At 63.9% G+C, this 13,352-nt stretch carries 16 protein-coding genes; 6 read left to right on the top strand and 10 right to left on the bottom strand.

All coding sequences use genetic code 11. The features are described 5' to 3' along the window. Window positions 1-35: 35 nt before the first annotated feature. The 3 genes from FNV92_RS19120 to FNV92_RS19110 are packed head-to-tail and all read right to left on the bottom strand — an operon-like array spanning window position 36 to window position 2,916. Window positions 36-1,019 carry a TRAP transporter substrate-binding protein gene (locus FNV92_RS19120; protein ID WP_143845073.1) on the bottom strand — a complete coding sequence of 328 codons (984 nt, stop codon included), beginning with the start codon at window positions 1,017-1,019 and terminating at the stop codon, window positions 36-38. 23 nt (window positions 1,020-1,042) lie between these two features. After that, window positions 1,043-2,308 carry a TRAP transporter large permease gene (locus FNV92_RS19115; RefSeq protein ID WP_015686251.1) on the bottom strand — a complete coding sequence of 422 codons (1,266 nt, stop codon included), beginning with the start codon at window positions 2,306-2,308 and terminating at the stop codon, window positions 1,043-1,045. Beyond that, window positions 2,308-2,916, bottom strand: coding sequence for a TRAP transporter small permease (locus FNV92_RS19110; protein ID WP_143846270.1), 609 nt, complete (start codon window positions 2,914-2,916; stop codon window positions 2,308-2,310). Before FNV92_RS19110 ends, FNV92_RS19115 begins: the two co-directional genes overlap by 1 nt. Window positions 2,917-3,129: 213 nt before the next feature. Here FNV92_RS19110 and FNV92_RS19105 point away from each other — a divergent pair, with 213 nt between their 5' ends. After that, complete coding sequence (locus FNV92_RS19105) at window positions 3,130-3,822, top strand: GntR family transcriptional regulator (protein WP_143845075.1); 693 nt, start codon at window positions 3,130-3,132, stop codon at window positions 3,820-3,822. A gap of 114 nt (window positions 3,823-3,936) precedes the next feature. Here the strand turns inward: FNV92_RS19105 and FNV92_RS19100 are convergent, their stop codons facing one another. The 3 genes from FNV92_RS19100 to FNV92_RS19090 are packed head-to-tail and all read right to left on the bottom strand — an operon-like array spanning window position 3,937 to window position 6,865. After that, window positions 3,937-5,295: a TRAP transporter large permease gene (locus FNV92_RS19100; RefSeq protein WP_143845077.1), complete on the bottom strand. Its 1,359-nt coding sequence runs from the start codon at window positions 5,293-5,295 to the stop codon at window positions 3,937-3,939. Continuing rightward, on the bottom strand, window positions 5,292-5,846 hold the full coding sequence (locus FNV92_RS19095; RefSeq protein WP_143845079.1) for a TRAP transporter small permease: 555 nt from the start codon (window positions 5,844-5,846) through the stop codon (window positions 5,292-5,294). The genes FNV92_RS19100 and FNV92_RS19095 overlap by 4 nt, the downstream gene beginning before the upstream one ends. Next, window positions 5,843-6,865 carry a TRAP transporter substrate-binding protein gene (locus FNV92_RS19090; RefSeq protein ID WP_015686246.1) on the bottom strand — a complete coding sequence of 341 codons (1,023 nt, stop codon included), beginning with the start codon at window positions 6,863-6,865 and terminating at the stop codon, window positions 5,843-5,845. The genes FNV92_RS19095 and FNV92_RS19090 overlap by 4 nt, the downstream gene beginning before the upstream one ends. Window positions 6,866-7,208: 343 nt before the next feature. Here FNV92_RS19090 and FNV92_RS19085 point away from each other — a divergent pair, with 343 nt between their 5' ends. Then, window positions 7,209-7,448: a pentapeptide MXKDX repeat protein gene (locus tag FNV92_RS19085; protein WP_143845081.1), complete on the top strand. Its 240-nt coding sequence runs from the start codon at window positions 7,209-7,211 to the stop codon at window positions 7,446-7,448. A 128-nt stretch (window positions 7,449-7,576) separates the two neighbouring features. Here FNV92_RS19085 and FNV92_RS19080 read toward each other — a convergent pair whose 3' ends face one another. Next, complete coding sequence (locus FNV92_RS19080) at window positions 7,577-7,924, bottom strand: DUF6481 family protein (RefSeq protein ID WP_015686244.1); 348 nt, start codon at window positions 7,922-7,924, stop codon at window positions 7,577-7,579. Window positions 7,925-8,191: 267 nt separating this feature from the next. Between FNV92_RS19080 and FNV92_RS19075 the strand changes: the two genes are divergently transcribed. From FNV92_RS19075 to FNV92_RS19065, 3 genes are all read left to right on the top strand, one after another. Continuing rightward, a complete protein-coding gene (locus FNV92_RS19075; RefSeq protein ID WP_143845082.1) occupies window positions 8,192-8,428 on the top strand; it encodes a hypothetical protein in 237 nt (78 codons plus the stop codon). Between the two features lie 76 nt (window positions 8,429-8,504). Beyond that, window positions 8,505-8,747 carry a hypothetical protein gene (locus FNV92_RS19070; RefSeq protein WP_168213643.1) on the top strand — a complete coding sequence of 81 codons (243 nt, stop codon included), beginning with the start codon at window positions 8,505-8,507 and terminating at the stop codon, window positions 8,745-8,747. 177 nt (window positions 8,748-8,924) lie between these two features. After that, a complete protein-coding gene (locus tag FNV92_RS19065) occupies window positions 8,925-9,749 on the top strand; it encodes a hypothetical protein (protein WP_168213644.1) in 825 nt (274 codons plus the stop codon). An 89-nt stretch (window positions 9,750-9,838) separates the two neighbouring features. On the opposite strand, the gene FNV92_RS19060 is transcribed toward FNV92_RS19065, so the two are convergent. The 3 genes from FNV92_RS19060 to FNV92_RS19050 form a co-directional block, all read right to left on the bottom strand. Continuing rightward, window positions 9,839-10,000 carry a hypothetical protein gene (locus tag FNV92_RS19060; protein ID WP_168213645.1) on the bottom strand — a complete coding sequence of 54 codons (162 nt, stop codon included), beginning with the start codon at window positions 9,998-10,000 and terminating at the stop codon, window positions 9,839-9,841. Window positions 10,001-10,084: 84 nt separating this feature from the next. Continuing rightward, window positions 10,085-10,480 (bottom strand): hypothetical protein, encoded by a 396-nt coding sequence (locus FNV92_RS19055; protein ID WP_168213226.1) that lies wholly within the window; start codon window positions 10,478-10,480, stop codon window positions 10,085-10,087. A gap of 123 nt (window positions 10,481-10,603) precedes the next feature. Next, window positions 10,604-10,822 (bottom strand): hypothetical protein, encoded by a 219-nt coding sequence (locus tag FNV92_RS19050; protein ID WP_244623668.1) that lies wholly within the window; start codon window positions 10,820-10,822, stop codon window positions 10,604-10,606. A gap of 830 nt (window positions 10,823-11,652) precedes the next feature. Here FNV92_RS19050 and FNV92_RS19045 point away from each other — a divergent pair. Continuing rightward, window positions 11,653-13,266, top strand: coding sequence for a peptide ABC transporter substrate-binding protein (locus FNV92_RS19045; RefSeq protein WP_143845089.1), 1,614 nt, complete (start codon window positions 11,653-11,655; stop codon window positions 13,264-13,266). Window positions 13,267-13,352 lie beyond the last annotated feature (86 nt).

Below are 13,352 nucleotides of genomic sequence, written 5' to 3'. Positions count from 1 at the left end.
TCCGCCGGGCGTGATAAAGAGGATGGCGGGTGGGATCAGAGCGTCGCGCCGACCTTGCGCAGCTCGGCGAGGACGGGTGCCTTGGGCAGCCAGATCTTGTCGAACTCGGCGATGACCGCCTCGGTGTCGCCGGCCGGGACCTGGCGGATCGGGATCGGCGCGTTCTTGAAGTTCTCGATCAGCGCCGGCTCGTTGCCGGCGAGCTCGTCGATCTGCGCGTCCAGCGTCGCCTTGATCGTCTTGGTGATCAGCTCACGGTCAGCCGCGGGGAGCGACTGCCAGACCCGGCCGGAGACGACTGCCGCCATCGGCATGAAGACAGCGTTCATCTGCAGGATCACTTTCGACACCTTGTCGAAGCGCTGGTTCCAGGAGAATTCGAGATCGGCCTCGAGGCCGTCGACCTGGCCGTTGGCCATAGCGTCGAACACCTGAGGCGTCGGGATCGGCGTCGGCGCAGCTCCAAGGGAGGAATAGAAATCGCGATAGACCGGCGTCGGGTTGATGCGCAGCTTCATGCCCTTTATGTCGGCGAGCGAATTCAGGTCTTTGGAGGAGAACACCGCGCGCATGCCGGTGATGCCCCATCCGAGGCCGATGGTGCCGGTCTCCTGCGGCAGCACCTCGAACAATTTCACCGCTGCCGGATGCCGCACGAACTTCGCGACCGCCGGCGTCGAGCGGACGATGTAGGGCGCGTTGATCGCGGCGATGTGCGGCACGCGCGAACCGAGTTCGGCGGCCTGGATGAAGCCCATGTCGAGCGCGCCGGACTGCAATTGCTGCATCATCGCGGGCTCGTTGCCGAGCTGGCCGGAGTGGAACACGGTCAGGGTCAGCCGGCCATTGGTTGCGGCCTTGAGCTCGTCGCCGAATTTAATGGCGGCCTTGTTCCAGGAATGGCCGTTCGGCGTGATCAGGCCGAGGCGGAATTCCTTGGCCTGGGCGAGCGCCAGCGACGGCGCAAACACCGATGCGGCGGCACTGGCGGCGAGAAAGCGGCGGCGTGAAAGCGGCATGGTCGGGCTTCCTTTCGAACGGACTATTTGACGAGGATCAGCGAGAGCGAGGGGTATAGCGAGAGCAGCACCAGGAGGACGCAGGAGATGACGAAGAACGGCAGCGTCACCATGAACATCTTGCCGGGCTTGGCCCCGGTCACGGCGGCCGCGACAAAGAAGCAGAGGCCGACCGGCGGGGACAGCAGGCCGAGCACGAGGTTGATCACCACCACGACGCCAAAATGCCGGGGATCGATGTGATAGACGTCGGTTGCGACCGGCAGCAGGATCGGCACCGTCATGATCAGGCCGGGAATGCCGTCGATCACCGTGCCGATCACCAGCAGGATCACGTTGCAGATCAGCATGAAGCTGACCGGGTCCTTGGCGGCGGTCTGGATCCAGGCCGCGGTTTCCTGCGGCACCTTGCCGAAGATCAGGACCCAGGAGAAGACGGCTGCTGCCGCCACCAGGAACAGCACGATCGCCGAATAGATGCCGCTGCGCAGCATCATCTGCGGCAGCTGCGAGAACTCGAATTCCTTGGTCCAGTATTTTCCGACGAGGGCTGCCGCGACCGCGCCGACGGCGGCGGCTTCCGTCGCGTTGGCGAGCCCGCCCAAGATGGTGCCGACGATCACGATCGGGATCAGCAGGGTAGGCGACGTCCGCAGGATCGTCATGACGCGCTGGCGCGGCGTCTGATAGTCGGCGCGCGGATAGTTGTAGACGTATCCCATCAGCGCGATGACGAGGCAGAACATCACCGTGAGGATGACACCCGGCACGATGCCGGCGATCAGCATGTCGCTGACCGAGACCTGCGCCAGCACGCTGTAGACCACGAACATCACCGACGGCGGGATGATCGGGCCGAGCATGCCACCATAGGCGGTGAGGCCGGCCGCAAAGGTCTTGTCGTAGCCCTTCTTCTCCATCTCCGGCACCATGATCTGGGCCATGATCGCGACCTGCGCGGTCGCAGATCCCAGGATCGAGGAGATGAACATGTTGGCGAGGATGTTGACGTAGGCGAGCCCGCCCTTCAGTGAACCGACGAAGGCCATCGCCATGTCGACGATGCGCCGGGTGATGCCACCGCCATTCATGATCTCGCCGATCAGGATGAACAGCGGGATCGCGATCAGGCCGTAGCTGTCGACGCCGCCGAACAGCTGGAGCGGATAGGACTGGAACAGCACGGGATTGCCGGATGCTGCGATGTAGACCAGGCCGGCAAGGCACAGGCACAGGCCGATCGGCACGCCGACCAGCATGATTGCGACGAAGGCGGCTGACGTGATCATCAATTGACCCCGTCGAGTTCGGAGAGCGAAAAGCCCTTCGGCGGCGTGCGCGGGACCAGCTCGAGATCTTCCAGCAGATTGGCGAGGCCGTGCACCGTCATCGACACCGCAAAGATCGGCAGCGTCAGGTAGAGCACCCAGGTTGGCCAGTTCAGCGTCTGGGTGTGCTCGGTGTAGAGGAAATTGAAGGTTTCGGCGGCGAGCTTGCGCCCGTCGAAGCCGGCGCGCGCGAGCCCGATCGGATCCATCCAGAGCACGCAGGTGACGATCAGCGCGACGCCGAACACGACAACTAGCCCGGTGGAGATCACCTTGGCGATCTTCTGGTGCTGCAGCGAAAGCCGTTCCGTCAGCATCGTCACCGCGAAGTCGAGCCGAAGCCGCGTCATCGCGGACGCGCCGATGAAGGTCAGCCAGACCACGCAATAGACGGCGGATTCATCGATCCAGTAGATCGGGAAGCGTGCATAGCGGGTGACGACGTTGAGCAGGATCAGGCCGGTGAGCACGTACATCAGGCCCATCAGCGCGACGCGCTCGACGGCGAGCAGGGCGCTGGAAGCGCGGATCACCGAGCGTCGGACGCTGAATGCGCGCGTGGCCGGCATCGTCTGCTCGATCATGAAGGAGGCCCCACAGCCAGAGAATTGTCGTGCTTTCGGCAAATGTATAATTTATACATTTTGGGTGTCAAACGGAGATTGCGGTCATTTCGGCGGCAGGACGCGCGTTTGCTGGGCACTCACTTTTGCCGGGCTCCGCAACATGCAAGAGAGAGACCGCGTCGGCCGGGTGAGTCGGGAAGGACAACAGAAGGTCAGATGAAACAGCCTCTGAAGCATCGCACCCTGTCGGCTGCGATTGTCGACCAGCTCAGGCAGGCGATCCTCGACGGCACCTATCCGGCCGGATCGCAGCTGCGCCAGGATGCGCTTGGCGAGACCTATGGCGTCAGCCGCATCCCGGTGCGCGAGGCGTTATTCCAGCTCGAGGCGGAAGGCCTGGTGCGCATCGTCCCTCAGAAGGGCGCCATCGTCTCCGAGCTGTCGCTGGACGAGATCAACGACGTGTTCGACCTGCGCCGGATTCTCGAGCCGCGATTGCTGGCGCAGTCGGCGCCGCGTTTTACGGCGGAAGATTTCGAAGGACTCGATGGCATCCACAAGCAGTTCGAGAAGGCGATCAAGGCGCGCAATGTCAGTGACTGGGGCCAGCTCAACGCCGACTTCCACATGGCCCTCTATGTCCACGCCCCGCAGCCGCGGACGCGGGCGATCGTGCTGTCGCTGCTCCAGACCAGCGACCGCTATACGCGCCTTCAGCTCTCCAACACCAAGGCGATGGGCATTGCGGAAAAGGAGCACGCCCATCTGATCGCCCTCTGCCGCGCGGAGAAGGTGGATGAGGCCTGCCGCTTCCTGGAGCGGCACATCGAGGCCGTGCGCAAGGATCTGTTGCAGGTCGTCGCCGGAAGCACGATCGCACCGAAATCACGGCGGAAGAGCGAGCCGTAATCGATGCGCTCGTAGGGTGAGCAAAGCGTGCCCACCGCTTCTAGCGAGGTCATGAAGAGATGGTGGGCACGGCGCTGCGCGCCTTTGCCCACCCTACGGCAGTTGTGATTGCCGCTATCGGCTTCCGTCCGGTCCCATCACGAGATCCGGCAAGCCGGTCGAGATCTCCGGCACCAAGCACAGCAGCAGTACCGCGAGCATCATCAGCAGCACGAAGGGCAGGGTGCCCCAGATCACCTCGCGCAGGGGAATATCCGGCGCGACGTTGCGGATGACGAAGATGTTCAATCCGACCGGCGGGTGGATCAGGCCCATCTCCATCACGATGGTCATGACCACGCCGAACCAGATGATGTCGAAATTGGCGGCACGCAGGGGTGGCAGGATGATCGGCGCGGTCATGAGAATGATCGAGACCGGCGGCAGGAAGAAGCCGAGCACGACGACCATGACGAGGATCGCAAACAGCAGCTCCCAGCGGGGCAGGTGCATCGCGACGATGGATTCGGCGACCGACTGCGAGATGTGCAGATAGCTCATCACGTAGGAATAGAGCAGCGACATGCCGATGATCATCATCAGCATGGTCGATTCCCGGATCGTCGATTTCATGATCGGGGCAAGGTCGCTCGGCCGCCAGACGCTGTAGATCGCGGCGATCAGCGCCAGCGCGAGCAGCCCGCCGAGTCCGGCCGTCTCCGATGGGGTGGCATAGCCGCCATAGAGCGCGATCATGACGCCGGTGAGCAGCAGCACGAACGGGATCACGCGCGGCAGCACGCTGAAGCGTTCGGCGAGCGTGTACTCGTCGCGGGCCAGAATTGCGGCTTCGGGTCCGCCATTCTTGTAGACGGCTTCAGCGGCGGCATATTCCCGGCGGAAGCGGAACACCGCGTAGACCCCGAACAGCGTGACCAGCAGCAGGCCGGGCCCGATGCCGGCGAGGAACAGCCGGCCGAGCGACTTTTCCGCCGCGACCGCGAACAGGATCATGGTGATCGAGGGCGGCAGCAGGATGCCGAGCGTGCCGCCGGCGGCGATGATGCCGGCAGCAAAACCGCCGGAGTAGCCGCGCTTGCGCATCTCGGGGATGCCGGCCGAACCGATCGCCGAGCAGGTCGCGGGCGAGGAGCCGGCCATCGCCGCGAACAGCGCGCAGGCAAAGACGTTGGCGACGCCGAGACCGCCGGGCACGCGGTGCAGCCAGGCATGCAGCGCCGAATAGAGATCCTGGCCGGCGCGCGACTTGCCGATCGCGGCCCCCTTCAGGATGAAGAGCGGAATCGACAGCAGCGTGATCGAAGCCATTTCCTCGTAGACGTTCTGCGTCACCGTATCGAGCGAAGCCGATGGCATGTAGATGCCCATGAACACGACCGCGACCGCGCCGAGCGCGAACGCAATGGGCATGCCCGAGAACATCACGAACAGCGTCGCCAGTCCGTAGGCGAGACCGATACCGAACACGCTCATGGCCGCTTGGCCCCCGTGAGAGGCAGCGCAAGCTGCACGATGATCTGGACGCAGAGCAGGCTCATGCCGAGAGCCATCAGCGTATAAGGGATGGCGAGCGGCGGCGACCACATCGAGTTCGAGACCTGGCCGTCGACATAGGCTTCATGCGCCAGCGTCCACGATTTCCAGGTGAAGAAGGCGCAGAACAGCAACGTAGCGGCATCGACCAGCCAAAGCCTGATCCGGTTTGCCAGCGGCGAGAGCAGTCCGACGAAGGCTTCGATGCCGATATGACCGCGGTTCTGCTGGACATAGGCGGCCGTCATGAAGGTCGCGCCGACCAGCAGGAATACCGCAGCCTCGTCCTGCCAGTAATTGGCGGCCTTGAACAAGGCGCGGCTGAGCACGCTGTAGCTCAGGATCGCGCAGGCCGCGATCAGCGCGATCGCTGCGAACACGACGATCATGCTGTTGAGGATGGCGAGAGCGCGATCGAGCGCCACCGCGAGCCCTGTGCCCGCGGCGGCGTTTGCCGGGCCGTCACGATCCGGAAGCGGACCGTGGATCATGCCGCGACGTCGGTGGCGAGCTTGAGAAGGTTCGCCGCGGTCGCGGTCTTGGCGCCGTAATCCTTCCAGGCGGTGTCGCGGGCAATATCGCGCCATTTGCCGACGGTCGCCGCATCGAGGGCCGAAACCTTGGCGCCGGCCTTCTCGTAGACCTTGGCGACCTCGACGTCGTCATCCTGCGCACCCTTGCGGCCGAAGGCCTCGAGCTCGGTGCCGACGGTGAGCAGGATGTCCTGCTGGTTCTTCGGCAGCTTGTCGAAGATCGCCTTCGACATCATCAGCGGCTCGAGCATGAACCAGTACGAAGCGCCCGCGCCCGAGGTCAGCGATTTAGCCACCTCTTCGAGGCGGAACGAGATCAGGCTGGTGGAGGAGGTGATGCCGGCATCGCAGGCGCCGGTCTGCATCGCCGCGTAGATTTCGTTCGACGGCACCGACAGCACCGAGGCGCCGGCGGTCTGCAGCACCATGTCCATCTCGCGCGAGCCGCCGCGTACCTTCATGCCCTTGGCATCTTCGGGTGCGACGATCGGCTTGGAGCGGCTGGCAACGCCGCCGGCCTGCCACACCCAGGTGAGCAGGATGATGCCCTTGTCGGCGAGGAAGTCGGTCAGCGCCTTGCCGACCGGCTCCTTCTTCCAGCGCAGGCCCTGGTCGTAGGTGGTGACGAGGCCGGGCATCAGGCCGATATTGGTCTCCGGCAGCTCGCCGCCGGCGTAGGGCATCGGATAGAGGCTGATGTCGAGCGCGCCCTTGCGCATCGCCGAGAACTGCGCGTTGGTCTTGATCAGCGAGGAGTTCGGGTAGATCTCGGCCGCGATATCGCCATTGCTGCGCTTTGCGACTTCAGCGGCAAACATGCGGCAGAGCCGATCGCGGAAATCGCCCTTGTCGATGGTGCCACCCGGGAACTGATGCGAGATCTTCAGCGTGGTCGCGGCATGCGCCGTGCCGGTACCGAAGCGGAGGATGGCGGGCGCGGCGACGGCGGTCGCGATCAAATGGCGGCGCGTGAGCATGGTGCGATTCCCTTGGACGGTTGTTCTTCTTGGGTTTGATCTGGATGGGGTCTTTGAGACCAGGGCGTAGGCCCATCCTAGCCGGTTCTCCACCCGATGTTCTCTCATCTGATAGTTCGAGATGGAATGCCGCGGCAAGGGCCGGCCTTGCTGCGCTGCACACCTGTTGCCCTCGGCGGTTGAACGACCGGCGCAGCCACTGCGCATGAGATTGCGGCGAACACGCGGACGGGGGTTGTCCCAAAGAATTTCTCAGCGACGACGTAACAAGGAGGCCCCGCCCTTCGTCGATGAGATAGCGGCGTCCGTCGCTGGCAAACATCATCTCGAAGGGAAGACTCTCATGACCATTCGTACCCGCATCGTGCTCGGCGTCTCGGCTGTCGCTCTCTCGCTTGGCCTGGCGCTGTCGCCAGCCGCCTTTGCCCAGGACAAGATGGGCAAGGACGACGGCATGATGAAGAAGGACACGATGTCCAAGGACAGCATGAAGAAAGACACCATGTCCAAGGACGACGGCATGAAGAAGGACCACATGTCGAAGGACGGGATGAAGAAGGATGACGGGATGAAGAAAAACTGATCGTCCGCCATCGTCTGGCGCGCTTGCGACAGGCAGACGCGCGCTCTCGAAACTCCGGGGGCGGTCACGTGGACCGCCCCCGGAGTGAAGCTATTAATTCAAGTTCAATTGAACGTGACTTTTGAACGTTACTTGCGCTTGGCCTTGCGGGCGGCGTAGCGAGCGTCGCGCCTGGCCTTTTGCTCGGCCTCGGCCTCGGCCGCCTTCGCGATCGCTTCTTCGGCCTCGCGCGCGATGCGCGCAGCTTCGGCGGCCTTGGCCTCTTCTTCGAGGCGCTTCTGCTCGGCCTTTTCCGCCTCGCGCGCAGCCTTTGCCTCGGCGCGCTTGGCTGCGAGGGCCTCGCGTTCGGCACGCTTCGCCAATACCGCGGGGTCATCCGGCCCGGGCTGCGACTTGAATTTGTTCAAAAGATTTTTGCGTGCTTCCTGCGCGGCCTTTTGCCGGTCGGAAAAACCTGGTTCCCTGAATCCACTCATCGAACGAACCTTGTCATCCTCGCTTTCAGTCCTACATCACTGCCGGTTGGTACGTCGGCTGGGCATAGCGGGCGCCGCGCGACGAAGAAGCGTGTACATCGGCGCGCGTCACGAAGCCACCTATAATCGCAGCCGATCAGGTAGACGAAAAATCGCCACCCCCGACGATCTCTCGTAGCCCCGAAAAACTGCCGAATTGTGATGTGCCTCATAAGGGGCCCACGGCGCGGCGCCTAGCGTCCGCCCGATACGAGACGGAGCAAGGGCATGACCCTCCCAAGACGGAGCCTGAAGGCGTTTGCAATAGCCGTCGCGGTGGCGGCCGTGGCCGGCGCCGCGCTGCTGCTCGCCCGTCCGCAGCCGTTCGAAAGTGCCGTCCTGGGGGCGGATTGGGAATGCACCCAGACCGCGTTTGTGCTGACGAGCTGCGCACCGCGGGTCCGGGAGGCGATTCCGGCTGTCGAAACCTCGCGCAAGGACGCGATCCGGCAGACCCGGGGGTAACGCCCGGGCATCGGTCAGGATGTGACGCCAGGCCGCAGAGGTGATAAAGCCCGCTCACCCCTGCGATCGGTCAGCCATGTCCAAGACTGAGCCCAAGACTGGGCCCAAATCCAAGCCCGAGCCGGGCGAACTGCAAAAATCGCAGCCGAAGCCACCATCCGGTGACAACCGCCGCGGTGCCGTGGCCGGATTGGTCATCGCCATCGTGATCCTCGGCGTCGGCTGGTGGCTTGCCCGAGATCTCACCGCCGCCAGCAGGATGCAGGACTGCCTGATGTCGGGGCGGAGCAACTGCAACGTCATCGAGCCGGCCCGCTAGGGGCACTCCGTCGCGCGACCCGTGCGGACGAAAAAATGCCGTGATCTTAATCATTTGTAACGGGACTTAGCCGACCAAAGCAGATCAGTTATGTCGGCCGGCATCAGCCCGGCGCGAAGCGAATCGTCTATCGCGCATGGGACCACGGCAATCGAAAGAGTAGGGGGTCCAGCACGCATGAGCGCGTCCAGCCGCATGAAGATCATCATTCCCTTGGTTTCGGCCATGGCGTTGCTCGCCGTCCCGGCGCAGGCACAGGAGTCCTTGCCGCCCAGGCCCCAGGCGGGACCCGGCGCAGGTCCGCCGCCCCCGAACAATCAGCAGAACATGCGCAAGGGGCCGCCGCCGCAGCAGGCGGCCCGGCCTCAGGGACAGCCGCAGGTTCAGTCTCAAGGACAGCCTGGTCGCCCGCCACAGGCTGGCGGCCCTCGTCCCGGTTATGCGGGTGCGGGCCCCGCTGGTCCTGGTCCCCGCCCGCAGAATGCCGGCGGCCCGCCGCCGGGACGCAACTATGCCCGCGGGCCAGCCCCCGAGCGCGATTGGGGTGGCCATGCCTATCGCGGCAACCGCGCCTGGGATGGCGGGCGCTGGCGCCAGGCTGTCCGCAACGGCCGCTCCGGCTGGTGGTGGGACGTTGGCGGCGTCTGGTATTATTATCCGCAGCGGATGGCCGGTCCGCCCGCCTACATCTCGGAAGACTATTACGACGACGTGCCGGTGGCCTACGCCCCGCCGGTCGCCTACGAACCGCCGCCTCCTCCGCCGCCGGCTGATCCCGGCGTGAGCGCACTTGGCGGTGCCATCGTCGGTGGTGTGCTCGGCGGCCTGATCTCGGGCAATGCCTCGGGGGCGGCCGCAGGTGCGGTGATCGGCGGTGCGACCGGTGCAATCGCCGGCGCGACGGCCGCTTCGCGCCCCGGCTACTATCTGGCCGAGGGCAATTGCTATTACCGCTATCCCAGCGGCCAGTATGTGCAGGCCGATCCCCGCGCGTGCTATTGAGTTGCAGTCAAGGATCCGACGTGAAGGAGCGGGCGTAAGGCCCGCTTCTTTTTTGGTGGGAGCCGCCGATCGATTGATCGGTTCGGGCGTCAGGCTACCAGCCAGTTGAAGAACGTCATCGTTGCCCAGACCAGGCCTGCGATCCAGGCCAGCATCACGATGGCGATTGCCGCGAGAAACGCGGCCCCCACCAGGTCGGATCTGACGCGCTGGGTCGGGACGGGAACCTCGGCCGCTGCTTCTCGTGTCATGACGGACCACCCATGCCCTCTCGCGCCGATGCGAGCGGTTGACGCGGTTTTAGCCGAGGCCCCGGGGCCAGGCTGTGATGCAATTCACAGATGCGTCTGCATGAAACCCATTCCGATGGCGCGCTGCCGGAAATGTCTGGACATGGTCGCGCCGGCCTCTGTCTTCAGGCCATCCGTATTAACCGAAACGGGCCCGCGATCGGCTTGCTCGAATGGCGCGAAAACCACCCCGCATTCATACGGAGGAAATTGCCATGCGCCTGTCGAAATCGGTCGGCTAATGTCGACTTCATGTGTACGAAGTACGACCCGCAGCACGAAGCCGAGGCCGCAATGAAGCAGGCCGCGGCCTCCGAAGGCGCCGACCGGCAGCGACTGATCCAGCTGGCCCTGGCCTGGCACCAGCTCGCCCGCGATCGGCGCGGCGAGCGGACGGACTGATCGCTCGTCAGCCGGCAGGATGCGCCGCTGCGCGATCAATCCGCGCGAGCGAAACGCAGCGTTAAGAGATGTGCGGCGCCGGTTTTTGCGGTCGTGATTCGTGCTTTGGGAACGAAGCGGAGTCGGATCGTGAACGATCGAATGGCCGACCGGCTGTCCAGATCAATCGATCGCCAGTGTTTGCTGTACAGGTTGCTTCTGGTGGCTTCCCCGCGCCCACGCCTGAACGGCGAAGGCGAGTTGATGCTGACTCGCAGCCATGTTCGCGATGGACGCCTGCGCCATCTCGATGCGCTTCGTGATCGCACTGGAGTTAACGACCCCTGCGTCGATTGCCAAAAAACACATCGCGATCGCGGCCACCGCAGATGCGATCGCCATTCTCGTCCACTCGGTTCGCATCGTATTCCTTATCGGGCGCGCGTCGCCCGGCGCATAGATAGGGCTCATATGCCGGGATCAAAGTCCGGGGCGAAGGCACCCACGCGTTCGTGAAGGACGGCGGATTGGCAAGTTGCCTGCGTGTAGTGCGTTGATGATGAACGGGGGTACATCGTGCTGACGCCTGCTGGCCAAGGGCGCGCCAGGAGAGAGAAAGCCGCCCCGGTGATGAGACTGGAATGACCGCCGCGTCTCAGCCCGCAGTGCCATGCCGGCGGCGCGAGCTTTCTCATTCGATCTCAGCCATCCTTGAAACAGCGCTCGGCCACGAGGGGCCACACCTTTGCTGCTGTCGTGCCGAGTCATGTGATCCTTCTGCCTGTTCTGTCTCGGGCTATTCAAGCAGGTTCGCTCGCCGACCCCATGGGCTCGATCGTCTGTCCGCAGGTCAAGGGTATGGGCACGGCAACCATTGCGCAGATCGATGCGATCTGAGCCGTGCTAGCCTGTTCGTTGCAGATCTTCGAGTCTTCAAACCAAAGGGTATTTGCGACCACGAGGGCTGTGATCGCATACGGCAGAGAGCTGAGGAATTCGAAACTGGTGAAGGTTTTGACGTCCCTAGCCAATCTGATCCATCACTCTCATCATCGCCGGGTGCGTCCGGTTCTTCACTTTGATCCAGTCCTGGCGCGCCGGGCTTTTCCTTATTCCGTGCAAAGCACTGCGTCTCGCGCCTTGGTTGGGGTTGCCGGGCGGGTGCAACTGTGCGTAGTGATTGTCGTGCCGCTCTTAACGGCACGCAGCTGCTGCCGTCACGCGGGGGATATATGGAGTTCCGGGTTCATGGATTGATCGGGCCGGCTCTGTTGGTGGCGCTGCTCGCCGCGCTGGCGGGGCTCGCAATGGCCTATCCTTCGATGCTCTGGGCCGGCGACGATTATTCGCTCCAGTATCTAGCTGCCGCCTGCAATGCCGGCGCGCGGCTCAATGACTTCGTGATGTATCCGAGCACAACGATGGCCTATCACCCGGCCGTTCCGTTCTACGTTTTTAGCTGGCTGGCGGCTTTTGCCGCGATCGGCAGCGGCGCGATCGGGGCCGATCTGCCGTTCTTTGACCGCCTGATTGGCAATGCGCCGGTGTTGTTTGCTTCGCTCAAGGCCTGCGGGATCGTGACAACCGGGCTACTCGTGCTGGTCTGTTGGCGACCGCTCGTTCGCCTGGCGCCGACCGCGATCGTGCTGCTCGCCCTTGCACTGTATTTCGCCGTGACGCCGCAGGCGATGTTCCGGGCCGTCTATCCGCTGACCGAGACCTTTGCGCTTGCCGTCACCGCGCTGTTCACGTTCGCCCTCGTGCGCTTCGCCGTGGCGCCGCTTGGCTGGTGGCCTCATGTCTTCGCCGGTCTCGCTTGCGCCTTCGCCTATCTGCTCAAGGTGAGCTTCCTCTTCGTTTACTGCGCCTTACTCGTCGCGTTCTTCTACGTCGCCTTGTTCGGCGCCTATCGGCAATCGGCGCTTTGGGCGCGTTTCGTTTTGTCGCACGCGGTCGGCATCACAGTGATCTGCGCCGTCGGCTTCCTCTTCATTGGCCAGGAATATTTTTCGGCGCTGCTGAGGCTACACTGGGCCATCCTGACCCATGGGGCCGGATCCGAAGCCAACGGCAGCCTCGCTGATGTTTTCGGGTCTATTGCTGTGAGCTGGCGTAGCGGTGCGACCGCAATCCCGATCGTGCTTCTGGTTGCGCCGGCACAGTTGCTTGCGGTGATCGTCGGGACAAAGACCGGCCGTATACCGCCCGCGACCGCCACGATCGCTGTCGGAGCGTCGATCGCCGCGCTGGGATCGGTCGCGGCGGTGCTGACGCGCTTCGGCGACACCTACGTCCTTGCGGTCGCCGCAACGATTCCGCTGCTCTGCATCAGCGCTTGGCTCCTGGCGGGCAGTCGTTCGGCGCGCTCGGCCGTCGGTGCTGTTGCGGCTTGCTTAGCGCTCGGCTCGGCATGGCGATCCGTGCCGGCCGTCAGGGAGTTGTTCCTTGATAAGACCGAGGTTTCGTTCCGGGCCGAGGCCGATATGGCAACGATCCATCAGCGCATGCGGCCCGATGCCAAGGGGCTCTTTCTCTACCGCGTCTCAATGCCGGGCTATGGCAAGGGTTATGTGTCGATGCACTGCGGCGTGCCCGGCATCACGGCCGCTCTGCTTAAGGCCGATCGACCGGAGCAGTCCAGCATGGCTCGGACGGTTAGGGATCCCGATTATGTCATCGCGGACAAGGGCTATAACTATCCGGAAGCGGTGATCAGGTCGGGGAAGAATCTCGACCCGATCAATCTTGTCGCCACCACATGGCGGGACGGAGACGAAATCGTGCCGCTGGCGGATGCGTGGTTGATCATCCGCCGGGTGCGGACTAGCGGATCATCCGATAAGTAGTTCGTCTCTGGAATAACACGGCGCGTTTTGCTGTCGGTTGGCCCCGGCGAAGATATAACACGGGCACTTGACCGGTGCCGCTCCGC

Source organism: Bradyrhizobium cosmicum (assembly GCF_007290395.2).
Lineage (GTDB): Bacteria > Pseudomonadota > Alphaproteobacteria > Rhizobiales > Xanthobacteraceae > Bradyrhizobium > Bradyrhizobium cosmicum.
This window is presented reverse-complemented; position numbering and strand designations above follow the sequence as displayed.

Bases quoted from the DNA above. Each gene is read 5' to 3' on its own strand.
- FNV92_RS19120 (WP_143845073.1), bottom strand. From the start codon at position 1,019: ATGCCGCTTTCACGCCGCCGCTTTCTCGCCGCCAGTGCCGCCGCATCG.
- FNV92_RS19115 (WP_015686251.1), bottom strand. From the start codon at position 2,308: ATGATCACGTCAGCCGCCTTCGTCGCAATCATGCTGGTCGGCGTGCCG.
- FNV92_RS19110 (WP_143846270.1), bottom strand. From the start codon at position 2,916: ATGCCGGCCACGCGCGCATTCAGCGTCCGACGCTCGGTGATCCGCGCT.
- FNV92_RS19105 (WP_143845075.1), top strand. From the start codon at position 3,130: ATGAAACAGCCTCTGAAGCATCGCACCCTGTCGGCTGCGATTGTCGAC.
- FNV92_RS19100 (WP_143845077.1), bottom strand. From the start codon at position 5,295: ATGAGCGTGTTCGGTATCGGTCTCGCCTACGGACTGGCGACGCTGTTC.
- FNV92_RS19095 (WP_143845079.1), bottom strand. From the start codon at position 5,846: ATGATCCACGGTCCGCTTCCGGATCGTGACGGCCCGGCAAACGCCGCC.
- FNV92_RS19090 (WP_015686246.1), bottom strand. From the start codon at position 6,865: ATGCTCACGCGCCGCCATTTGATCGCGACCGCCGTCGCCGCGCCCGCC.
- FNV92_RS19085 (WP_143845081.1), top strand. From the start codon at position 7,209: ATGACCATTCGTACCCGCATCGTGCTCGGCGTCTCGGCTGTCGCTCTC.
- FNV92_RS19080 (WP_015686244.1), bottom strand. From the start codon at position 7,924: ATGAGTGGATTCAGGGAACCAGGTTTTTCCGACCGGCAAAAGGCCGCG.
- FNV92_RS19075 (WP_143845082.1), top strand. From the start codon at position 8,192: ATGACCCTCCCAAGACGGAGCCTGAAGGCGTTTGCAATAGCCGTCGCG.
- FNV92_RS19070 (WP_168213643.1), top strand. From the start codon at position 8,505: ATGTCCAAGACTGAGCCCAAGACTGGGCCCAAATCCAAGCCCGAGCCG.
- FNV92_RS19065 (WP_168213644.1), top strand. From the start codon at position 8,925: ATGAGCGCGTCCAGCCGCATGAAGATCATCATTCCCTTGGTTTCGGCC.
- FNV92_RS19060 (WP_168213645.1), bottom strand. From the start codon at position 10,000: ATGACACGAGAAGCAGCGGCCGAGGTTCCCGTCCCGACCCAGCGCGTC.
- FNV92_RS19050 (WP_244623668.1), bottom strand. From the start codon at position 10,822: ATGGCGATCGCATCTGCGGTGGCCGCGATCGCGATGTGTTTTTTGGCA.
- FNV92_RS19045 (WP_143845089.1), top strand. From the start codon at position 11,653: ATGGAGTTCCGGGTTCATGGATTGATCGGGCCGGCTCTGTTGGTGGCG.